At 29.9% G+C, this 22,201-nt stretch carries 22 protein-coding genes; 1 reads left to right on the top strand and 21 read right to left on the bottom strand.

Features of this window, described 5'->3' with window-relative positions:
- Positions 1–44: 44 nt before the first annotated feature.
- The 7 genes from GXK56_RS00250 to GXK56_RS00220 form a co-directional block, all read right to left on the bottom strand.
- A complete protein-coding gene (locus tag GXK56_RS00250; protein ID WP_160683284.1) occupies positions 45–1,319 on the bottom strand; it encodes a hypothetical protein in 1,275 nt (424 codons plus the stop codon).
- 208 nt (positions 1,320–1,527) lie between these two features.
- Positions 1,528–3,147: a phosphoenolpyruvate--protein phosphotransferase gene (ptsP, locus tag GXK56_RS00245; protein ID WP_160683281.1), complete on the bottom strand. Its 1,620-nt coding sequence runs from the start codon at positions 3,145–3,147 to the stop codon at positions 1,528–1,530.
- A 230-nt stretch (positions 3,148–3,377) separates the two neighbouring features.
- Positions 3,378–4,412: a ribonucleotide-diphosphate reductase subunit beta gene (locus GXK56_RS00240; RefSeq protein ID WP_160683278.1), complete on the bottom strand. Its 1,035-nt coding sequence runs from the start codon at positions 4,410–4,412 to the stop codon at positions 3,378–3,380.
- Between the two features lie 284 nt (positions 4,413–4,696).
- The gene (locus tag GXK56_RS00235) at positions 4,697–6,931 is read right to left on the bottom strand and encodes a ribonucleoside-diphosphate reductase subunit alpha (protein WP_160683275.1); all 2,235 of its coding nucleotides are present in this window, start codon (positions 6,929–6,931) and stop codon (positions 4,697–4,699) included.
- A gap of 195 nt (positions 6,932–7,126) precedes the next feature.
- Positions 7,127–8,482, bottom strand: coding sequence for a HAMP domain-containing sensor histidine kinase (locus GXK56_RS00230; RefSeq protein ID WP_160683272.1), 1,356 nt, complete (start codon positions 8,480–8,482; stop codon positions 7,127–7,129).
- Complete coding sequence (locus GXK56_RS00225; protein WP_160683269.1) at positions 8,454–9,146, bottom strand: response regulator transcription factor; 693 nt, start codon at positions 9,144–9,146, stop codon at positions 8,454–8,456. The genes GXK56_RS00230 and GXK56_RS00225 overlap by 29 nt, the downstream gene beginning before the upstream one ends.
- 119 nt (positions 9,147–9,265) lie before the next feature.
- Positions 9,266–10,078, bottom strand: a complete 813-nt coding sequence (locus GXK56_RS00220; protein ID WP_160683266.1) for a hypothetical protein — start codon at positions 10,076–10,078, stop codon at positions 9,266–9,268.
- A 355-nt stretch (positions 10,079–10,433) separates the two neighbouring features.
- Between GXK56_RS00220 and GXK56_RS00215 the strand changes: the two genes are divergently transcribed.
- Complete coding sequence (locus GXK56_RS00215; RefSeq protein ID WP_160683263.1) at positions 10,434–11,297, top strand: YitT family protein; 864 nt, start codon at positions 10,434–10,436, stop codon at positions 11,295–11,297.
- A gap of 401 nt (positions 11,298–11,698) precedes the next feature.
- Here GXK56_RS00215 and GXK56_RS00210 read toward each other — a convergent pair whose 3' ends face one another.
- The 14 genes from GXK56_RS00210 to rpsM form a co-directional block, all read right to left on the bottom strand.
- Positions 11,699–12,256: a Fe-S-containing hydro-lyase gene (locus tag GXK56_RS00210; RefSeq protein WP_160683260.1), complete on the bottom strand. Its 558-nt coding sequence runs from the start codon at positions 12,254–12,256 to the stop codon at positions 11,699–11,701.
- 148 nt (positions 12,257–12,404) lie between these two features.
- Positions 12,405–13,247, bottom strand: coding sequence for a fumarate hydratase (locus GXK56_RS00205; protein ID WP_160683955.1), 843 nt, complete (start codon positions 13,245–13,247; stop codon positions 12,405–12,407).
- A gap of 485 nt (positions 13,248–13,732) precedes the next feature.
- Positions 13,733–14,395: an N-acetylmuramoyl-L-alanine amidase CwlD gene (gene cwlD / locus GXK56_RS00200; RefSeq protein ID WP_160683257.1), complete on the bottom strand. Its 663-nt coding sequence runs from the start codon at positions 14,393–14,395 to the stop codon at positions 13,733–13,735.
- Between the two features lie 348 nt (positions 14,396–14,743).
- The gene (gene rpsI / locus GXK56_RS00195) at positions 14,744–15,136 is read right to left on the bottom strand and encodes a 30S ribosomal protein S9 (protein ID WP_160683254.1); all 393 of its coding nucleotides are present in this window, start codon (positions 15,134–15,136) and stop codon (positions 14,744–14,746) included.
- Positions 15,137–15,162: 26 nt separating this feature from the next.
- Positions 15,163–15,597, bottom strand: coding sequence for a 50S ribosomal protein L13 (rplM, locus tag GXK56_RS00190; protein WP_160683251.1), 435 nt, complete (start codon positions 15,595–15,597; stop codon positions 15,163–15,165).
- A 159-nt stretch (positions 15,598–15,756) separates the two neighbouring features.
- Positions 15,757–16,491 carry a tRNA pseudouridine(38-40) synthase TruA gene (truA, locus tag GXK56_RS00185; protein WP_160683248.1) on the bottom strand — a complete coding sequence of 245 codons (735 nt, stop codon included), beginning with the start codon at positions 16,489–16,491 and terminating at the stop codon, positions 15,757–15,759.
- Between the two features lie 15 nt (positions 16,492–16,506).
- Positions 16,507–17,313, bottom strand: a complete 807-nt coding sequence (locus GXK56_RS00180) for an energy-coupling factor transporter transmembrane component T (protein WP_160683245.1) — start codon at positions 17,311–17,313, stop codon at positions 16,507–16,509.
- Positions 17,314–17,320: 7 nt separating this feature from the next.
- Positions 17,321–18,190: an energy-coupling factor transporter ATPase gene (locus GXK56_RS00175; RefSeq protein WP_160683243.1), complete on the bottom strand. Its 870-nt coding sequence runs from the start codon at positions 18,188–18,190 to the stop codon at positions 17,321–17,323.
- Positions 18,175–19,026 (bottom strand): energy-coupling factor transporter ATPase, encoded by an 852-nt coding sequence (locus GXK56_RS00170; RefSeq protein WP_160683240.1) that lies wholly within the window; start codon positions 19,024–19,026, stop codon positions 18,175–18,177. Before GXK56_RS00170 ends, GXK56_RS00175 begins: the two co-directional genes overlap by 16 nt.
- Positions 19,027–19,276: 250 nt before the next feature.
- On the bottom strand, positions 19,277–19,618 hold the full coding sequence (gene rplQ, locus GXK56_RS00165; RefSeq protein ID WP_160683237.1) for a 50S ribosomal protein L17: 342 nt from the start codon (positions 19,616–19,618) through the stop codon (positions 19,277–19,279).
- A 19-nt stretch (positions 19,619–19,637) separates the two neighbouring features.
- A complete protein-coding gene (locus GXK56_RS00160) occupies positions 19,638–20,585 on the bottom strand; it encodes a DNA-directed RNA polymerase subunit alpha (RefSeq protein ID WP_160683234.1) in 948 nt (315 codons plus the stop codon).
- Between the two features lie 102 nt (positions 20,586–20,687).
- Positions 20,688–21,308 carry a 30S ribosomal protein S4 gene (rpsD, locus tag GXK56_RS00155; protein WP_160683231.1) on the bottom strand — a complete coding sequence of 207 codons (621 nt, stop codon included), beginning with the start codon at positions 21,306–21,308 and terminating at the stop codon, positions 20,688–20,690.
- Between the two features lie 30 nt (positions 21,309–21,338).
- Positions 21,339–21,734, bottom strand: a complete 396-nt coding sequence (gene rpsK / locus GXK56_RS00150) for a 30S ribosomal protein S11 (protein ID WP_160683228.1) — start codon at positions 21,732–21,734, stop codon at positions 21,339–21,341.
- Positions 21,735–21,749: 15 nt separating this feature from the next.
- On the bottom strand, positions 21,750–22,118 hold the full coding sequence (gene rpsM, locus GXK56_RS00145; RefSeq protein WP_160683225.1) for a 30S ribosomal protein S13: 369 nt from the start codon (positions 22,116–22,118) through the stop codon (positions 21,750–21,752).
- Between the last annotated feature and the right edge of the window lie 83 nt (positions 22,119–22,201).

Raw genomic sequence — 22,201 nt, 5'->3', positions numbered from 1 at the left:
AATAAATATAACATCACTTTAATTATGTTTATATAATTCATATTTTAACTTCTAGCTATAGCTGCAATTTTATCATTTGCATAAATTGAATTCGAGAAATTCTCCATTAATGTACTTGCATATTTCTTACTCTTTGTCTTATCATTAGCATTTGTTAACAATGCCAATTGATATAAAACTTCATCTGTATATACTCCTTTAGGATATTTACTATAGTATTCTTCATATTGTTTAAGTGCATTTTTTTCATCTCTCTTTTTAAGTGAATTACTCGCCCTATAAAATATAATATGCTCCTTATAAGCATTTCCTTCACAGTATGCATAAGCCTTATCCAATGAAATTTCTGCATCTTTAAAGTTTCCTTGATTAAAATACCATAAACCATAATCATAAAATTTTGATGCGCCTTCATTCTTCATAAGTTTTATAGCTTTATTATATATTTCAGAATCTTGGATAGTTACTGATTCAGCTTTAACATTTTTTAATTCCTCATATATTCCATCTAAATCGTTAGCTGAAACTAATGATTTTAACTTTTCTGCATTAAGACTTTTATTTTGAGATTCTTCCTTCTCTTTTCCTTCTTGATTAGCCTGAACTTCTTGTTCTTCATCTTTATTTTCAGCAGTTTTATCCTTTTGCGCTTCTAAATCTTGAATACTATTTGTTCCACTTATATCCTGAGAAATATCCTTATTATTAAACTTTGTCATAACTATATAGCCTCCAGCAACAATAGCTGCGATAATAACTATACTTGTTATGACTATTAAAGCTCCCTTAGGTGCATTTGATGATTCTGAATAAACTCCATTTTCTTTTAATTCTTTTTCAATAATCTTTGCAGTAATTGCACTATCATCTATTCTTAAAGCTTTAGTTATATATTCTTTAGCTCTATAAAAATCACCTTTTTTCTGATAACATATTCCTATTCCTGTATTAACCTTAATTGCATTGAAATCACTTTCTGCACATATATTAAATAATTCTAGTGCTCTATCAATATTAAGCTGCTTTAATGCTTTTTCACCCTGTTTATATAAATCTAACCTCTTTTCATCTGCCTCTGAATCCTTTATGTAATTTTCAGCAATTTCATCATGATTTATATCCTGATTTATTTTCCATACAGTAATCGCTTCATTTAAGCTCCCTTTTTGATATAGCAATAAGCCTTTAAAATTTAGCACTGGGGCATTATCTAATCCTTCTGATAATGCTTCTTCGCAAATTTCTAGTGCCTTATTTATTTTTCCCTTTTCATAATAATCCATAGCTTTATCATAGGCCTTTTGAGCCTTTTTATTCATAAATATCACCTTACCACTCTTAATATAGCAATCTCTTACTTTACTAGTATATTATATACTGCACTATTCTTACAATTAAATTTAACTTTAGTATTTATTTATCTCTATTTACATTGAATATTTATGATGTTAACTATATAAAAGCAAATTAATTCTAATATTAAAAGCTACCTCAATATTGAGATAGCTTTTAACTATATAATATAAATTATTCTTGTTCTAACATTATCTTCTTAGCATTTAAGATAGATGTTGCACTCATTGAGAATTCATCTAATCCGTATTCAACTAATGTAGGAATAGCAGCTTCATCACCAGCCATTTCTCCACACATTCCAACCCACTTACCGTGCTTATGAGCTCCATCTATAGTCATCTTTATTAATCTAAGCACAGCTGGGTGCATTGGATTGTAAAGATATGAAACTTTTTCGCTCATTCTATCTGCTGCTAAAGTATATTGAATTAAGTCATTTGTTCCAATTGAGAAGAAATCAACATGCTTAGCTAATTCATCAGCATAAACTGCTGCTGCTGGGATTTCAACCATGATACCCCATTGAATTTTTTCTGAGTATTCTTTTCCTTCTGCCTTCAATTCTGCTTTACACTCTTCAACTACTTCTTTAGCTTGCTCAAATTCTTCTAATCCAGAAATCATTGGGAACATAACTGCAAGATTTCCATATATAGAAGCTCTAAGTAATGCTCTTAATTGAACTTTGAATATGTCTTTTCTATCTAAACAAAGTCTTATTGCTCTATATCCTAAGAAAGGATTCATTTCTTCTGGTAATGGTAAGTATGGAAGAGTCTTATCTCCACCAATATCTAAAGTTCTTATAACAACTTGCTTACCTTCCATTTTTTCTAGAACAAATTTATAAGATTCGTATTGTTCTTCTTCTGTTGGAGCACTGTCTCTATCCATGTATAAGAATTCTGTTCTAAATAATCCTACACCGTCTCCACCGTTTGCTAAAACACCAAGAACATCTTCTGGCTTACCAATGTTTCCACAAACTTCAATTCTTCTACCTGATTTAGTAGTAGTTTTAACGTTTATTAGTTTCTTTAATTCTTCTTGCTCTGCTTGGAATTTTTCCTTTTTAGCTTTATATTCTGCTACTACATCTTCTGAAGGATTGATAATTACATCTCCAGTTATTCCATCAAGTATAATTGTATCCCCAGTCTTAACACAGCTAGTAATATCACCTAATCCAAGTACAGCTGGAATTTCTAAAGTTCTAGCCATTATAGCTGCATGAGAAGTTCTACCTCCAATGTTTGTTACAAATCCAACAACTTTAGTTCTGTCTAAACCTGCAGTATCTGATGGAGTTAAATCGTGAGCTACAACTATTGTATTACTTTCAGTTATTGTAAAAGAATCTCCACCCTTACCTGCGAAGTTTGATAGTATTCTTTTAGATACGTCTTTAATATCAGCAGCTCTTTCTCTCATATATTCATTATCCATAGATTCAAATATAGCAACAAAAGTACTTGTAACACTTTCAATTGCCTTTAAACCATTTACATTGTTGTTTTCAATTTCCATCATCATTGCTCCAGTAAATTCTGGATCATCTAATAATGTAATGTGCGCTTCAAACACTTCTGCTTTTTCAGCACCCATTTCTTTTTCTGCTTTAGCCTTAATAACTTCTAATTGTGCTCTAGAATCATCTAATGCTTTTTGCATTTTTTCCTTCTCAGCACCTATATCTGTGATTTTAGCATCACTTACAACGATCTCTTCATGTTCTTGTACAAATACTTTACCGATTGCATATCCTTTAGATGCAGCAATACCTTTTTTCATAATATGGAACTCCTCCTTGATTGTTAATTTCCTCATAATTAAACGTTGTTTCTATTTTTGCTGTAATCATTATGTCTTATTTTAAGTATAAACCTTTTCTATTATAACATAATTAACAAAAAATTTAACTGAATTTAACCATTTTCTTATGATTTTTTACTAAAAAACTCTAATAAAGCATGCCAATCTACCACATTTTTCCTATTTATATTAATATCTTATAAATTTAATTATAAATCATCTATTAAACTCGTTACTTTTGCATAAGCCGTAGATCTTGCTTCAAAAAAGTCTGTTTTAACAGAATTTGCATTGGCTAAGCTATCTACCCAAGAAGCTGGATTTTGATTATATCCCTTAAATAAAGATTCTAAATTTATTTCCTTTAATCTTTTATTCCCAAGATATTTTATATATTCTTCAATTAAATTTTTATTTATTCCCTGTATCTTATCACCTATTACGTAATGTCCCCATAAAATCTCTTGTTCTACCCCAATTTTCATCATTTCTCTTAATTCATTTTTAACTTCTACTGTAAATAATTCAGGATTTTCTTTTTGCAATTCTTTTATAATATTTCTAAAAAGCCATAAATGAGTATTTTCATCCCTGTTTATATATCTGATTTCCTGTGCAGAACCAGGCATTTTACCATTTCTCTCTAAATTATAAAAGAACATAAATCCAGAATAGAAATATATTCCTTCTAAAATGTAATTTGCCATGATAGTTTTTAACAAGTTATGAGTTGTAGGTTCATTAATAAATTCATTGTATAAATCCCCTATAAATTTATTTCTATTTAAAAGTATCTCATCATCTTTCCATTGATAAAGTATTTCATTTCTCTTTTCTGGTGAGCATATACTATCAAGCATATAACTATAACTTTGCGAATGTACTGCTTCCTGGAAACTTTGAATTGTTAAACATAGATTGATTTCACTTGCAGTAATATAATTATTTATATTACTTAAATTAGCTGTTTGAATCGAATCCAAAAATATTAAAAATGATAGTATCTTGTCATATGCAGTTCTCTCTTCTGGTAATAAATTTTGATAATCCTTTAAATCTTGAGAAAGATTAACCTCCTCTGGTATCCAAAAATTATTCATTCCTTGTCTATACCAATCTGAAACCCAGTTGTACTTCATATTATTAAAATCATTTAAATTCGTAGTATTTCCATTTATGATTTTCTTTTTATTAATGTCTCTATCTCCAAATTCATTAAATAAAGGTTTTTTATTTATATTCATTGTTTTTCTCCAATCTTTTTATATTTTTTATTTTAACAAAACTCGACTCACATTTGTTCCCTGAATACTCACAGAATAGGCATCCATCATCAAGTCATAGATTTGAGCTGTCTGCTTAAGTTCAAAAGACCAAATCTCGTTTTAAAAGAAAGTTAACTCGTATGCACGAGTTAACTAAATTCGAGGACCCAAATCATAGATTTGGACTCTAGTTAAAGGAAACCCGACTCGCTTCGCTCGCTGGGTAAGTGATTCACACCAAATCATAGATTTGGGTTCTCTACTTATGCTGAGCAAGTTTCACATTCTGTTACTTCAAGGGATTTTGATCTTACATAGTAAACTGATTTAACTCCACTTTTCCATGCCTCAATATATAAATTCATTATTTGTCTCATAGTATAGTTATTTGTTATATATAAATTAAAGGATTGACCTTGATCTATATGTCTTTGTCTTACTCCATTCATTTTAACTGACCAAGACTGTTCTATATTATAAGCTGAATTGTAGTACCAATAATTATCTTCTGAAAGATTTGGTGCTGTCTTTGGAATTATGCTTCCCTTTTTCTCTTCTAAATAAAATCTAGCCATAACAGGATCTATACCTTCTGTTGTTCCTGCAATAGTTGCTGTTGATCCATTTGGTGCAACAGCCATCAAATATCCATTCCTCATTCCAAATTCATGCACATCAGCCCTTAATTCCTTCCATTTATCATCTTTGTAATCTCTCAATTCAAAATAGTTACCATTATCCCAGTCAGAACCTTTAAATTCTCTATAGCTACCTTTTTCTTTTGCTATTTTCATACTAGCTTTTATAGCATAATAATTTATTTTCTCATAAACTTTATCTACAAATTCACCATGCTCTTCTGCAGTCCAATGTATTTTATTATTAACAAGCATATGGTGATATCCACTTGTTCCAAGACCTACTGCTCTATATTTTTTATTAGTAATTTCAGCAAATGGGACTGAATAATAATTTAAATCAATAACATTGTCCATAGCTCTAATTTGAGTTTCGATAACATATTCCAGTTCTTCATCACTAGTCACATTCACATTACCAAGTACAATTGATGAAAGATTACATACAACAAAGTCTCCTGGTATGACTTTTTCAACTACAGCATAAGAATCTTCCCCTTCAAGCTGAATTTTACTCTTCTGTATGTTCATAGGACTCATATTTTGCATTATTTCACTACATAGATTTGAAGAATATATCATACCTGCATGCTTATTAGGATTCATCTTGTTTGTAATATCTCTGTAAAAGGCAAATGGTGCACCAGTTTCAACTGAACTCTTTATAATCAATCTTACCAAATCTTTAACAGACATTATTCTCTTTTCAATCCTATCGTCCTCTACGCAGTCATAATACTTTTCTTCCCATTCTTCACCATAGAAATCTTCTAATGCATATCCTTTTACTTTTTTAATTTCATAAGGACACATCATGTACCAATCAGCATCTATATCACTTTCTGCAAGTCTCCAGAATAAATCTGGATAGCAAAGACCTGGAAATACATCATGAGCCTTCTTTCTATCATCTCCATTATTGGTCCTTATTTGAAGAAACTCAGGAATATCCTTATGCCATGCATCTAGCCAAATTGCAACAGAACCATTTCTTACACCTAATTGATCCACAGCAATTGCAGTGTCATTAAATAATTTAACCCATGGTATTACTCCTCCTGATGCTCCTTTAAAGCCTCTTATAGGTGACCCTAAAGCTCTTATCTTTCCCATGTAAATACCCATTCCTCCACCAAGCTTAGACACTTTCGCAAAGTTATCAAGAGATTTATAAATCCCATCCAAACTATCCTCTACAGAATCTATAAAGCACGAACTTAATTGATAAAATGGCTTTCTCGCATTAGACATAGTTGGTGTTGCCATAGTTGCTTTTAAAGAACTTAAAACATCATAAAATCTTTTAGCGAAGTATACTCTGTTTTCCTTCTTTTCAGGAATCGCAAGATGCATAGCTATTCCCATGAACATTTGCTGAGGAAGCTCTATGGGGTTTCTATTAAAATCTTGAACTAAATACCTCTTTGCTAAAAGATCTATTCCACTATAATTAAATAAAAAATCTCTTTCTTCTTTTATTTCTTTTTCCAGCGCTAAAACGTCTTCCTTAGAATAATTATCCAAAATATAAGCTCCATAAAGGCCTTTTTCAGTTAAAGACTTAATAAATTCATAAAAATTTTCATATGGATTCTCATCTTTATTCATTCCTCTATTTTTTCTAACCTTATCATATAATTCATAAGTATATATTTTAGCTGCAACATATTGCCAATCTGGTTCCATATCTGTAGTCAATTCTAAGGAAACTTGAATAAGTGATTTTCTTATTTCACAATCATTCATACCTTCTCTTATAATGTTTTCTAAAGCTGTTAGCAATTTCTCTTCAGTATAAATTCCCTCTTCATCTTTAATCCCCAAAATAGCATCTTTACATAATTCCTTCAAGCCAAACATTCTTATATTCCCTCCACTATATATTGTGCTTTTTTACACATTTTATTTTTTTCTATACAATATATCGTATATTATAATTCTTACTCTCATAATTGTAAAACGCCAAAATTAATAAATAGATATAAAAAAAGTAGTCAATCTTTTATTTTTCGTTGATTAACTACTTAATTGATAAATTTTATTGATTAATATTTTTTATTCCTTATTTATAGGAAGAATAAAATAAATCTTAAACATATCTCCTTCTTTTTTTATTTTAACTTCTCCACCGTGAAGTTCAACTATACTCTTGGTTATTGCAAGACCTAAACCTGAACCTTCAACTTTTGAATTTCTTGATTTATCTCCCCTTGCAAATCTTTCAAACATCTCTTCTTCATTAAAGTCCATTTCATAATTGGCAACATTTTTCACACCAATCTTTACATACTTTCCTTCTAATTTAACATTTATATATACTCTAGTATTATCTAATGAATACTTTAATGCATTTATAATTACATTTTCTAAGGCTCTTGACATCAATCTTCCATCAAGTTCCATATATATAGCATCCTCATCTGTTGTTACTTTAAATGAAATATTCTTTTCTTCATATAAAGTGCTATATTCACCAATTCCCTGATGTATTAATGATAAGATATCAATTAATTCTCTGTTTAATTTAATTCTTCCACTATTTATTTTTGACATTTCAAATAAATCTTCGATTAATACTTTTAACTTCAAAGACTTTCTTTCTAATATTGATAAATACTCTACTCTTTCTTCTTCTGTTATATCTCCACTTTTTAGTATATTTACATAATTTATTATAGACGTTAATGGAGTTTTTAAATCATGAGATACGTTTGATATTAATTCTGTCTTTAATTTTTCATTGTGTACACCAGTTTCTAATATTTCCTTATAGCCTGCTTTTATTAAATTGATATTTTCAGCTAATTCTCTTATTTGAGGTGAACCATCTAGTTTAATATCATCTTGCAGATTTCCCTCATTAACTTTTCTAAGCGCATCATTTACAACAATTATATCTAAAGTTCTTTTTAATGCAAACATAAGCGTTAAAAATAAAATGATAATGACAAAAATACTACCTTTAAAAGGATAAGTTTGAAAGAATCTAACGAAAATATTATTTTCATAGCCACCTGTTGCAAGAAAATATAAATATGCAATCAGTAATATAACCGCTACAGCTATAGATATTACTAAAGTATTTCTAGTTTCTTTATAATGGAAGCCGTTTTTAATTACAAAAATCATATTTTTAATATATTTAGATTGAATCTTAGGCGCTTTAGGATTTTTCTTTATTATAATAGCAACCTTTATAATAAAAGCTATACATATTATTCCCAGGGAAATTAATTCTGCTGCACTATTTCTTAATTCCTTAACAGCTAAGTCATGCTGAGATTTATTAATTTGTATATAATCACCTAGGTTTGAAAGTAAAATCAATGTTATTAAACCTATTGCAATCAAATCAATAAAGTATATACTGGTAAAATATAATTTAATCTTCCTTTTCAATCTTGTAACCAATTCCCCACACCACCTTAATATATTCAGGCTCTTTTGTGTTTATTTCTATCTTTTCTCTTATCCTTCTTATATGTACAGTTACTGTATTCTCACTCTTATAAAATATTTCTTCCCATACATTTTCATATATTTCTTTTATAGAAAATACTTTACCTGCATTTGAAGCTAACAGATGAAGTATTTTATATTCTGTTGCAGTTACCTTAACCTCTTCACCTCTTAAAGTTATCTTTTTAGCAATAGTATCTATAACTAAATCTTTAACCTTAATTATATCCTGTCCTTCTTGAACATTAAGAGGCTTTTCATATCTTCTTAATTGAGATTTAACTCTAGCTACTAATTCCAAATGATTAAAAGGTTTTGTTATATAGTCATCAGCACCTACATTTAGACCTAATATTTTATCTGAATCTTCACCTTTAGCAGAAAGCATTATTATAGGTAGATTTTGTTTTTCTCTAATCTTCAAGCAGGTTCTAATCCCATCAAGTCTAGGCATCATTACATCTAGTATAATTAAATGTATTTTTTCCTGCTCTAGAATATCTAAAGCCACTAGTCCATCTTCTGCCTTAAATACCTTTAAATTTTCTCCTCTTAAATATATCTCAATTGCATCTCTTATTTCTTTTTCATCATCAACTACTAACACATTGAACATGCCAATTACCTCCTATAATTCCATTTACCTATTCCAATCTAATTACTAATTTTTTATTCTACTAAAGTTTAATAAATATTTTTATTCTGTTTAAAAATAAATTATATAATCCCAAAATACTAATTTATTAAATATACTGCTTTCTTAAAAGCTTCTGAATTTTTTACGGGATCAAAATCATGCTCTTCTTTTGCAGTTTCTCTAACCCCTGAATCCATTTCAATTGCCTTATTTAAATATTGCATAGTATTATCTACATCACCATTTCTACCATAAATAGAAGCTATTCCATAATAAGTCCAAACATATTCTTCAACCTCTAAAGCTTTATTATACCATTTCAGAGCTTCCTCCATATTTCCATATAGTTCATACGTTAAAGCTTTATTAAATCTAGCATAGCCATATTTATCATCAAGCTCAAGAGCTTTATCAATATCTAACATTCCACCTTTATAATCTCCATTATAGGCCTTTGCAATCCCCCTTATATTATATCCCATAGGATTGTTTCCAAATTCATTTACAAGTTCATCTGCTATATTTATTGCGCCTTTATAATCATGAGAAAAAAATAATGAATACGCTTGATTATATATTTCATTTTCCCTTTGAGAATATACTTTTTTCTTATCAGTTTCTTTATCTCCAGACTTGCCTTGTTTGACTTCTTTCTCAGATGCTTTGCCATCTTTATTTACTTTCTCTATATCCTCATTCTCCTTAATAACTTGCTCTTCTCCAGTAATTATGCTATCACTTGATTTAATTTCATTTTTCGTAGCTTTCTCCATTTCTTCCTGTGCTTTTCTTTCCTGTTCCTTAATATTCATATTATGTTCATAAAACAATATTCCTATTGTAATTAATACCAATGCAATTAACAACATCTTTTTATGCTTTTCTTTTCCTGGAAGCTTAATTCTGTTCATATAATTCTCCTTTTGTATAAACTATTCAAAGCTTAATTTTAAATGTATAATGTTATTTATTTAGTACAGCATATATATTATAATTCATATATATTCACATTAATAAGTATGCTCAGTAAGTCAAATTCTAAATATTTAATTTTACTTCAACTTTAATATAAAAAATATTTTCTTGCACTTAACAGAACAATTTATCAATTATTTCATCACAAAATTATTAATTTTATCTAAACACATTATCTCCTATAAAAAGTATTTTTTCAACAAAGACTCCTTACTTAATTATATATATTGACTTTTTATTTTTAAAATGTATTAATATTAGAGGAATTATAACTTTAAAGGAGCTTTTTTCATGAATACATATTACAAATTTAAATCTAATATAATTGATGCATTTCTTATTTTCCTAGGCTGTATTATTGCCTCATTGGGGGTAAATGTATTTCTTTCACATGCAAAACTTTTAAGCGGTGGTGTTACAGGAATAGGATTACTTTTACAATATACCTTCGGCATACCTGTTGGTGTTGTAGTATTCTTTCTTAACATTCCATTACTTCTAGTAGGGGCTAAAAAACTTAATAAATCCTTTATAATTTATACAACGCTTGGAATGCTTTCACTTTCTCTTTCTTTAATTATAACAAAACCATTAGCAAATCTAACATCTATAGATAATTTAGATCTACTTCTTTATTGTATTTATGGTGGTGTTTTATGCGGCGTTGGTTATGGATTAGTTTTTTTACGCCATGGTTCAACTGGTGGAACTGATATTATAACTATGGTCATTAGACAAAAATATTCAAACTTTAATATAGGTGGCTTAGGCTTCTCAATTAATTTAATAATAATATTAATTGGTGCCATAATTTCAGGCGTTCCAGAAGCATTATATACTCTTATTTCCCTTTTCATTCAAAGTATAGTATTAGATAAGATGTTAAAAGGTTTTAGCAGTAAAAAACTTCTTCTCATATTAACTGAAAAAGAAGATGATATTATTCATTATGTAATCAATGATTTAAACAGAGGAATCACATCCTTATTTGCTGAGGGTGAATACACTCATCATAAGAAGAAAATGCTATATTGCATTGTAACCACACGCCAAATGGTTGAATTAAAAACAGCAATTCATGAAATAGACCCTAGTGCCTTTATAACTATAGTTGATGCTTCTGAAGTTAGAGGAAAAGGATTTATAACAATATAATTATATGAATTAAATCTACTAGAAATTTATTTATTCACTCAAATTATACTTTTATCCTTAAAATTTAATCCACAATATAAAAAGGAATGAGTCTATTTATCCACAACTCATCCCTTTTTTATATATAATTGTTGATTATTTCTATAACCTTATCAATTTTGATGATTATACTATTTCTCACTAAATCAAAATATCTTTATCTAACGATATAAAATTAAATTCTTATCTCTAGAAAAGTTTCCCATTGTAGCATAGCTTATCTTTTTATATATGAATCACTACTTTTTTATAGATGATAAATTCCACATTGCAAGAAAGTTCCTTATTGTGGCATACCAAATCTTTTTGTATGTGGAAAGTTCCTTATTGCAGCATAGCTGCTCTTTTTATATGTGTGTAAATTATTTAATTGAATTCAAATATTCTTGTTGGCCTAATTCGTAGAGATTGTTTCCTTCAGAATCTATAATAACAACTAATGGCATATCCTTAACTTCCATTCTTCTTATTGCTTCAGCTCCTAAATCCTCATATGCAATAATTTCAGATTTAACGATACTCTTACCAATCAAAGCTGCTGCACCTCCAATAGCACCAAAATAAACAGCTTTGTTTCTTTTAATTGCATCAATTACCTCTTTGCTTCTTGCGCCTTTCCCTATCATTCCTCTTAATCCAAGATCCATTAATGTTGGTGCATAAGCATCCATTCTATAGCTTGTTGTAGGTCCCGCAGATCCTATTACCATTCCTGGCTTAGCTGGTGATGGCCCAACATAGTATATTGTTTCATCCTTTATATTTAAAGGAAGCTCTCCACCTTCATTTAATAAATCTATTAATCTTTTATGAGCTGCATCTCTTGCAGAATAAATTACGCCACTTAGCAAAATACTATCTCCTGCTTTCAAATTTGATATTTTATCTTCTGTAAGAGGTGTTTGCAATCTAATTTCCATTATTTATTTCCTCCAATATTCTAACAAATTCATTTTCAATTATAAATTTAGCATCCAAAGCATAATTTTAAGTTTCTTTAATTAATAATTTATATTAATTAGTCAAATTTAATTAATTATTTATTTTAACGGAAATCTGTTTTCTCAATTATAATATTACTTCTTTATGTCTAGTAGCATGGCAGTTAATATTTACAGCTACAGGTAAGCCTGCAATATGAGTTGGATAAGTTTCTATATTCAAGCCTAAAGCAGTAGTCTTACCACCAAATCCTTGTGGTCCAATTCCTAATTTATTTATCTTTTCTAATAACTCTATTTCCAAATCTTTATAAAATTCATCTTTATTTCTTTCATTAATAGGTCTCAGTAAAGCTTTTTTAGCTAAATATGCAGCTTTATCAAAAGTTCCACCTATTCCAACCCCAATAACCATTGGTGGACATGGATTTGGACCTGCTGCTTTAACAGTGTCTATTATAAAGTCTTTAACACCTTCTAAACCATCAGAAGGTTTTAGCATACATATTTTGCTCATATTCTCTGAACCAAATCCTTTTGGCGCCAATGTAATCTTAATCTTATCGCCATCTACTATGTCATAATAAATTATAGCTGGCGTATTGTCCTTTGTATTAGCCCTTCTAATAGGATCACCTACAACAGATTTTCTCAAGAAACCTTCCTTATATCCTCTACGTACGCCTTCATTAATAGCATCTTCAAGCTTTCCCCCAACTATGTGCACATCTTGTCCTATTTCAACAAATACGCAAGCCATTCCTGTATCCTGGCACATAGGCATTTCTTCATTTTGTGCAATTTCAGAATTAATAATAATCTTATCCAAAACCTCTGAAGCTAACTTCCAAGTTTCTTCTTTCTTAGATTTTTCTAGTGCTTCTTTAATATCTGAACCTAAATAATAATTTGCTTCAACGGATAAATTCCTTACAGCATCTCTAATAAGTTCAACATTTATTTCTCTCATCATAACAGCTCCTCTATATAATTGCTTAATTATAAGAATAGACATTAAATTAAAAATTTAATTCTATTCTTATAATTTGTTTACTTATTACTACATAATAAGTTTAAAAGCAATTCTTATTATTTACAACCCTAAATCTATTTATTTAACTAATGTAACTTGCTAAATTCATTTAATACCAAAAGTTATTTATATTTTTCATTCTACTCTTTCATATTTATAACTTTTTCTTACTATAATAAAATATAATCGCTATATGAGGTGAAACTCTATGAATGATCAAAAACTAACTAAGATTATTACTATAATAATTTATCTTTTGGTACTTACTTTAATTGGTTTAATACTATATAATTTATTTTTAATTATAAACAACTCCTACTATTTAACAGATACACCTAAAAACAGTATAAAAGTAGGTCCCATTTCTTATAGATAGTTACAGAATTCATCAACCTAACAAGATAATCAAATTTAACTCACCCCTAATTACCCTTAATATCAAAATATTTATTAACTCCCATTACTACACTCTTTACGATCTTCTCCTGATATTCATCACTCTTTAACTTTTGTTCTTCTTCATAATTGGATAAAAAGCCACACTCTACAAGAACACAAGCTCCATCATAACCATCTCTCAATATTCTATATTGCTCTTTAGCAGCTTTAGAAACTCTTTTGTTTTTGTTGTCTGCTATTTCTTTTAATGCCGTTTGAACGCTCTCTGCTAAAACCTTACTATCATTATTAGAGGCATACCAAACTTGAGCACCAAAACAGTTTGCTTGCGGAAACATATTTTGATGAATAGAAATAAATACATCACATTTAGTATCCTTTTTCATTTGACATCTAGCATTTAAATCTTTTACCTTTCTAGAATCTAGTTGTGAATCAGCTTCTCTTGTCATATGCACAATGTAGTTAGCTGCTTCCAATTCTACCTTTAACTTTTTAGCTATTGCTAAGTTTATATCCTTTTCTATTGTTCCATTCTTAGATTTTGCTCCGCCATCAATACCTCCATGTCCTGGATCTATTAATATTATATGCTGAGCTTTATTTTCCTCTGCGCTTACTTTTAAAGGCATGGCTAAAATTAAGCATAATATACAAATTACGGTCAGGCATTTCTTGATTCTCATTGTTCTACCACCTCTCTATGCTCCAACTATTTCAATTACATAACATATTATTTACTATACAGCATTAATTATTCAAAGTTATATTTATCATGTTGAAAATTTAACAAAAAAGATTAATTTATGTGTTCAACTTTTCTTTTATTACATTCAATGTTTTTCAAAAATAAATAAAGTTTCTACTAGCACAATTTAAAAAACTTAGTTATGCTTTGTAGAAACTTCTTTAGAATATAAAAATTTGTTAGTTGCGTGTTAGTTATAAATAAAAAATAGTGTGTTTTCATAGAATTTTATATAAGAAAAAATCCCACAAACACAGGGTTTGTGGGGTTCCATATACTCCAAAAATTATCTCTTTGAGAATTGAGGAGCTCTTCTTGCTTTTTTAAGACCAGCTTTCTTTCTTTCTACCATTCTTGGATCTCTTGTTAAGAAACCTGCCTTCTTTAATTCTGGCTTTAAAGCTTCATCTGATTTAACTAGTGCTCTAGCTATACCATGTCTGATAGCTCCAGCTTGACCTGTAAATCCACCACCGTGAACATTTACTAAAACGTCAAACTTATCTTTAGTTCCTGTTAAAACTAATGGTTGGTTTACGATAACTCTTAAAGTTTCTAAACCAAAAAAGTTTTCAATTTCTCTATTATTAACAACTACCTTACCATTTCCTGGTACAAGTCTTACTCTTGCAACTGATTTCTTTCTTCTTCCAGTTCCCATGTATTGAACTTTTGCCATTTCTTATTCCTCCTCCCGAGATCGTATTAGTATCTTAATTCTAGTACTTCTGGTTTTTGAGCTGCATGATTATGTTCAGCACCTCTATATACGTTTAATTTCTTTAACATTTGTCTTCCTAAAACACCGTTTGGAAGCATTCTTCTTACAGCTTCTTCAAAAGCGAATTCAGGCTTCTTATCTAATACTACTCTATATGGAGTTTCTTTTAATCCGCCTGGGTAAAGACTATGCTTTCTCATTAATTTTTGATCTAACTTCTTACCAGTTAAAACAACCTTTTCTGCGTTAATAACAATAACAAAATCTCCGCAGTCAACATTTGGTGTAAATGTTGGTTTATTTTTACCTCTTAAAATTGAAGCAACTTGGCTAGCTACTCTACCTAGTGGCTTACCAGCAGCATCAACAACATACCATTTTCTTTGAACTTCACTTGCTTTTGCAATGTATGATTTCATCTGTTTCCCTCCCTGAACTTACATTAATACTCTACTTTTATTTAAGTAAATTTGTTTATGTCAAGACCCGGGGCTAGTGGATCTTATATACATAAATGTTTTAACAAACAAACTAATTATAATACACGCATACGGGCGTGTCAACATATTTTTTGCCATTTAATAAAAAACTTTTTCTAATATTAAACCATTTGGAGGAACACACATACCTGCCCTTTTTCTATTTCCCTCTCTTATTATACTTTCCATCTCTTCAGCTTTTAATCTTCCATTACCAACCTTTATTAAAGTTCCTACTATTATTCTTACCATATTATATAAAAAACCATCTGCTGTTATAAATATTTTTATCTTATTTCCCTTTTGCTCTATATAAAGTTCTTGAATAGTTCTTATAGTTGTTTTTATAGAACTTCCAGGAGACATAAATGCCTTAAAATCATGTGTGCCAATAAAGTATTTACATGCTCTTCTCATTTCATCAACGTTTAAATTATATTTACAGTGATACAAGTACTGATGTCCTAATGATAATCTCTCATATCTATTAATAATAGTATAAGAATATGTCTTCCCTTTTGATGAATATCTTGCATGAAATTCTTCAGGAACCTCTTCTGATTTTATAATAGACACATCATTTGATAATCTTGTATTTATAGCTTCACGGAACTTCTCTCCTGGTATTGTACTATTGGTAAAGAAATTTGCAACCATTTCCCTTGCATGAACACCTGCATCAGTCCTAGAACTGCCATTTATCATTATTTCTTCACCTGTTGCCTTAAAAATTGCCGTTTCTATTTCCTTTTGAACAGTCCTTCCCTTAGACTGTCTCTGCCATCCTGAAAAGTTGCTTCCATCAAATTCAATAATTAATTTTATATTTCTCATTTGCATCCTCTACCCTTAATTAAAAGCAAATCTAACTAATATAGACCACATACATATTAGGCTAAATATAATAAAAGCAATTATGTCTTTAGGGCTAAATCTCAATACCTTCATTCTGGTTCTACCTGATCCACCTCTATATCCCCTTGCTTCCATTGCCATAGCAAGTTCATCAGCTCTTCTAAATGAACTTATAAATAAAGGTACTAGAAGAGGAACTAAGCTCTTAGCTTTCTTCATAAGCCCACCTGATTCAAAATCAGCACCTCTCGCCTTTTGTGCCTTCATTATTTTGTCTGTTTCATCTACTAATGTAGGAATAAATCTTAATGCAATTGTCATCATCATAGCTAATTCATGAGCTATTTCTTTTCCAATAGGCTTAAGTAGTTTTTCAATACCATCAGTTAACTCAATAGGCGATGTAGTAAGTGTCAATAAAGAAGTTCCTATTATTAGCAATATTAATCTTATAGCCATAAAAGCTGCAACACTTAGCCCTTCAGGATAAGCTTTTAAAAATCCTATACTAAATACTTCTGTCCCTTCTGCACCCTTAAGCATAAATATATTTAATACAGCCGTCAATACCACCAATAAAAAGATTGGTTTTAAGCCATTGAAAATAAATCTAAAAGGAATTTTCGCTATTAATATAATGGCTAATAAAAAACCAACGATAAGAGTATATCCTATAAACTTATTAATAATAAACAAACATGCAATAAAAAGCATGGATATTACAATTTTTGTTCTAGGATCTAATTTATGAATAAAAGATTCGCCTGGCAAATATTGCCCTATTGTAATATTTTTCAACATAATCTGCCTATTCCTCCTCTACCTTATTTGCTTTTAGAATAGACAAAAGTTCCTTCTTTGCCTCATCTATAGTAAATATATTATCTGAGATATTAAATCCTTTTCTTCTTAATTCTCTTACTAAATAAGTAACTTGTGGTACCCCTAGACCAATTTTCTCTAAAGTTTCAACTTCCTTAAACACCTCTGCTGGGGTTCCTTGTAATGCAACTTTACCATCATTCATAACAATAATTCTTTGAGCAATCTTTGCAACATCCTCCATACTATGGCTTACTATTATTATGGTCATGTTGTAGTCTTTATGTAACTTGCTTATTTGTGCTAATATATCATCTCTACCTTTAGGATCCAATCCTGCTGTTGGCTCATCTAATATTAATGTCGTTGGCTGCATAGCTATAACTCCCGCTATAGCAACTCTTCTTTTTTGTCCTCCACTTAAATCAAATGGTGATTTATCTTTATAGGTTTCATAATCAAGTCCCACCATTTCCATTGACTTAATAACTCTATTTTGAATTTCCTCTTCTGGGAGTCCTAAATTTCTAGGTCCAAATTCAATATCTTTAGCTATGGTTTCTTCAAAAAGCTGATATTCTGGATATTGAAATACTAATCCAACTTTTTTGCGTATGTCTGTCAGTTTTGCTTTTTTATCAGTAATATCAACCTCATCAACAATTATTTTTCCACTAGTAGCTTCTAGTAATCCGTTAAAATGTTGAATTAAAGTTGATTTACCAGAACCAGTATGACCTATTAACGCTACAAATTCTCCATTTGCTATATCTAACGAGACATTATCTAATGCAACTTTTTCAAATGGACTTTTAGGCATATATATGTGTGTTAAATTCTCTATTTTAATTGACATAACTCATCCACCATCTCATCTACATTTAATATTTTTTCATTAATATTTATCCCTGCTTTTCTCAATTCATAAGCTAATTCAGTCACTTGTGGAACATCTAATCCAATCTTTTTCATGTGATCAACTTGTGGAAATATATCTCTTGGAGTTCCCTCCATTTTTATGTTTCCACCATCCATTACTATAATTCTATCAGCTTGAGCAGCTTCATCCATATAATGAGTTATTAGAACAACAGTAATTCCATGATTTTTATTAAGATCCTTAATAGTCTTGAGTACATCTTTTCTTCCTGATGGATCTAACATTGCTGTTGGTTCATCAAAAATTATGCATTCAGGTTCAATTGCAAGTATTCCTGCTATGGCAATTCTTTGCTTTTGCCCTCCAGATAAAAGATGTGGTGCATGTCTTTTATATTTTGTCATACCCACCTTTTCTAAACTATCATCTACTCTTTTGCGAATTTCTGACGACTCAATCCCTAAGTTTTCTGGACCAAAAGCAACGTCTTCTTCAACTATAGTTGCTACTAACTGATTATCTGGATTTTGAAAAACCATTCCCGCTTTAGATCTAATATCCCAAACATTTTCTGGTTTACTTGTATCAAGACCACCCACTATAACTGTACCTTCACTTGGAACAACTAATGCATTCATATGCTTAGCAATTGTTGACTTTCCTGATCCATTATGACCTAATATTACTAAAAATTCACCTTTTTTCACTTCCAAATTGACACCCTTAACGGCATATTTTTCTTGGCTAATTCCTTCAGAATTTTTTATATATTTAAACGACACATTTGTACATTTTATCATTGTCGCATCCATTGTATACCTCCATAACTTATTTTTAATCTAAATATTTTTGTATTAATATATTATACAATTGTCTTAAATTTTACATATCTAATATTCAAACTATAATTACAAATCTTATTATATATTAAAATCTCATTTGTTCAATAAATAGTATATATTTTTATCATAATTACAAAAAACATCTCTATAATATATTAATTTTACGATTTAAATTTTTATGTTAAAATGGGGATTAAGCCTAAACTTAATCCCCTTGATATTATACTAATTCAAGTATTACTATCTCAGCTCCGTCCCCTCTTCTAGGACCTTTTTTAATTATTCTTGTATATCCACCGTTTCTTTCAGCATACTTTGGAGCTACATTATCAAATAAATTCTTAACAACTAATTCTTCTTGAACATAAGATAATACTTGTCTTCTAGCATGAAGATCTCCTCTTTTACCAAGAGTGATCATTTTTTCAGCTATTGATCTTGTTTCTTTAGCTCTTGTGTCAGTTGTTTCGATTTTACCATGCTTTAAAAGACTAGTAACAAGATTTCTTAGCATAGCTTTTCTTTGGTCTGTAGGAAGACCTAGTTTACGATAACCTGCCATTGGATTTACCTCCTTACTCTTACTCTTCACTTAAAGTTAGACATAAACCTAACTCTTTAAGCTTTCTTTCAACTTCTTCTAAAGATTTCTTTCCTAGATTTCTTACCTTCATCATGTCATCCATAGATTTAGTGGCAAGTTCTTGAACTGTATTAATTCCTGCTCTCTTTAAACAGTTATATGATCTAACTGATAAATCAAGTTCTTCTACAGTCATTTCTAGTACTTTTTCTTTTTTGTCGTCTTCTTTTTCGATCATTATTTCAACATCATTAGTATTATCTGTCAATGACATAAATAATTTAAAATGTTCAATAAGAATCTTTGCTGATAAACTGATAGCTTCATCTATCTTAATAGTTCCATCAGTCCAAATTTCTAAAGTTAATTTATCATAATCAGTAATTTGACCAACTCTTGTATTATCAACAGTAAAATTAACTCTTTTTACTGGTGTATAAATAGAATCAACTGCAATTGACGAAATCGGTAATTCATCACTCTTATTCTTGTTTTGAGTAACGTATCCTCTTCCTTTATTAACTGTTAATTCCATATAAAGTCTTCCATCGCTGTCTAAAGTTGCAATATGTAAATCCTTATTAACAACTTCAACATCTCCATCAGTCTTTATATCTGCTCCAGTAACTTCTCCAGGTCCTTTAGCATCAATATAAATAACCTTTGGACCTTCACCATTCATTCTCAAAGCTAAAGATTTAACATTAAGAATTAATTCTGTAACATCTTCTTTAACTCCTTGAACAGTAGAAAACTCATGAAGAACTCCGTCTATTTTAACAGATGTTGGAGCTGCTCCTGGAAGTGATGATAATAATATTCTTCTTAAGGCATTCCCTAATGTAATACCATATCCTCTTTCTAGTGGCTCAACAACGTACTTACCATAAGTACCATCTTCATTAGCTTCTATACATTCTATTATTGGCTTTTCGATTTCTAACATTGACAAACCCTCCTTATATTATAAATGGCAACCTTATTATGAGGGCAACTGATTCTATATTTGCATATATTGTGATAAATTTCTCTAACAAATATAAATATATTATTTACTGTATAACTCAACAATAAGTGTTTCGTTAACAGGCACATCTATATCTTCTCTTGATGGCTCTGCAACTACTTTTCCTTCATAGTTATCAACATTAGCTTCTAACCATTTTGGTAAAGTTTTTGGATTTTCTGCAAAAGTTTTGAACTTTTCACTTGATCTGCTTTTTTCACATACAGTAATTACATCATTAACTGAAACATTGTATGAACAAATATCAACTTTCTTGCCATTTACTAAGAAATGTCCATGAGTAACTAATTGTCTAGCTTCATTTCTTGATGCACCGTAACCTAATCTATAAACCACGTTATCAAGTCTCATTTCTAATAATTTAAGTAAGTTTTCACCTGTAATACCTTTAAGATGATCAGCTTTTTCATAATATGCTCTGAATTGGCCTTCTAATATGCCATAAATTCTTCTTGCTTTTTGCTTTTCTCTTAATTGAACACCATAGTCTGAAATTTTCTTTTTGTTTGCTCCATGTTGTCCTGGTGCATAGCTTCTTCTTACAAATGCACATTTATCTGTAAAACATCTATCACCCTTAAGGAAAAGTTTCATACCTTCTCTTCTACATAATCTACATGTAGCGCCAGTATATCTTGCCATTAAAATTACACCTCCTATTGACAGTTATAATTAGACTCTTCTTCTCTTTGGTGGTCTACAACCATTATGTGGTATTGGAGTAACATCCTTAATTAAAGTTACTTCTAGTCCTGCTGCTTGTAAGGATCTTATAGCTGCTTCTCTTCCAGAACCAGGTCCTTTAACATAAACCTCTATACTTTTTAAGCCATGTTCCATAGCTACTTTAGCTGCAGTTTCAGCTGCTGCTTGAGCTGCATATGGTGTGCTCTTTCTTGATCCTCTAAAGCCTAGTGCACCTGCACTCGACCATGATAAAGCATTTCCTGCTGCGTCTGTTAAAGTAACTATTGAATTATTAAAAGTTGACTTAATGTGTGCAGCACCATGCTCAACATTTTTTCTTTCTTTTCTTCTTCTAGTCTTCTTAACTGTTTTAGCTGCCATTATCTTCCCTCCTTACTATTTCTTCTTATTTGCGATTGTCTTTTTAGGACCTTTTCTAGTTCTAGCATTAGTCTTAGTTTTTTGTCCTCTTACTGGAAGACCTCTTCTATGTCTAATTCCTCTGTATGATCCAATTTCGATTAATCTCTTGATATTTAAAGCGACATCTCTTCTTAAGTCACCTTCAACCATTAAATTCTTGTTGATGTAAGTTCTGATTTCGTTAACTTCTTCTTCTGATAAATCCTTAACTCTTGTATCTGGATTAACTCCTGTTACAGCTAAGATTTTTTGTGAAGTTGCTAAGCCTATCCCATATATATATGTTAAACCTATTTCAACTCTTTTTTCTCTTGGTAGGTCAATACCTGCTATTCTTGCCATTAAAATTTACACCTCCTGATAATTGAAATGTATAAAATTGATTTATTATTTATAATAAAATCTTGGGTCAATAGAGTTTTTTT

Origin of the sequence: Clostridium sp. C2-6-12 (assembly GCF_009928485.1) — a bacterium.
Lineage (GTDB): Bacteria > Bacillota > Clostridia > Clostridiales > Clostridiaceae > Clostridium.
This window is presented reverse-complemented; position numbering and strand designations above follow the sequence as displayed.

Bases quoted from the DNA above. Each gene is read 5' to 3' on its own strand.
- GXK56_RS00250 (WP_160683284.1), bottom strand. From the start codon at position 1,319: ATGAATAAAAAGGCTCAAAAGGCCTATGATAAAGCTATGGATTATTAT.
- ptsP (WP_160683281.1), bottom strand. From the start codon at position 3,147: ATGAAAAAAGGTATTGCTGCATCTAAAGGATATGCAATCGGTAAAGTA.
- GXK56_RS00240 (WP_160683278.1), bottom strand. From the start codon at position 4,412: ATGAATATAAATAAAAAACCTTTATTTAATGAATTTGGAGATAGAGAC.
- GXK56_RS00235 (WP_160683275.1), bottom strand. From the start codon at position 6,931: ATGTTTGGCTTGAAGGAATTATGTAAAGATGCTATTTTGGGGATTAAA.
- GXK56_RS00225 (WP_160683269.1), bottom strand. From the start codon at position 9,146: ATGTTCAATGTGTTAGTAGTTGATGATGAAAAAGAAATAAGAGATGCA.
- GXK56_RS00220 (WP_160683266.1), bottom strand. From the start codon at position 10,078: ATGAACAGAATTAAGCTTCCAGGAAAAGAAAAGCATAAAAAGATGTTG.
- GXK56_RS00215 (WP_160683263.1), top strand. From the start codon at position 10,434: ATGAATACATATTACAAATTTAAATCTAATATAATTGATGCATTTCTT.
- GXK56_RS00210 (WP_160683260.1), bottom strand. From the start codon at position 12,256: ATGGAAATTAGATTGCAAACACCTCTTACAGAAGATAAAATATCAAAT.
- GXK56_RS00205 (WP_160683955.1), bottom strand. From the start codon at position 13,247: ATGAGAGAAATAAATGTTGAACTTATTAGAGATGCTGTAAGGAATTTA.
- cwlD (WP_160683257.1), bottom strand. From the start codon at position 14,395: ATGAGAATCAAGAAATGCCTGACCGTAATTTGTATATTATGCTTAATT.
- rpsI (WP_160683254.1), bottom strand. From the start codon at position 15,136: ATGGCAAAAGTTCAATACATGGGAACTGGAAGAAGAAAGAAATCAGTT.
- rplM (WP_160683251.1), bottom strand. From the start codon at position 15,597: ATGAAATCATACATTGCAAAAGCAAGTGAAGTTCAAAGAAAATGGTAT.
- truA (WP_160683248.1), bottom strand. From the start codon at position 16,491: ATGAGAAATATAAAATTAATTATTGAATTTGATGGAAGCAACTTTTCA.
- GXK56_RS00180 (WP_160683245.1), bottom strand. From the start codon at position 17,313: ATGTTGAAAAATATTACAATAGGGCAATATTTGCCAGGCGAATCTTTT.
- GXK56_RS00175 (WP_160683243.1), bottom strand. From the start codon at position 18,190: ATGTCAATTAAAATAGAGAATTTAACACACATATATATGCCTAAAAGT.
- GXK56_RS00170 (WP_160683240.1), bottom strand. From the start codon at position 19,026: ATGGATGCGACAATGATAAAATGTACAAATGTGTCGTTTAAATATATA.
- rplQ (WP_160683237.1), bottom strand. From the start codon at position 19,618: ATGGCAGGTTATCGTAAACTAGGTCTTCCTACAGACCAAAGAAAAGCT.
- GXK56_RS00160 (WP_160683234.1), bottom strand. From the start codon at position 20,585: ATGTTAGAAATCGAAAAGCCAATAATAGAATGTATAGAAGCTAATGAA.
- rpsD (WP_160683231.1), bottom strand. From the start codon at position 21,308: ATGGCAAGATATACTGGCGCTACATGTAGATTATGTAGAAGAGAAGGT.
- rpsK (WP_160683228.1), bottom strand. From the start codon at position 21,734: ATGGCAGCTAAAACAGTTAAGAAGACTAGAAGAAGAAAAGAAAGAAAA.
- rpsM (WP_160683225.1), bottom strand. From the start codon at position 22,118: ATGGCAAGAATAGCAGGTATTGACCTACCAAGAGAAAAAAGAGTTGAA.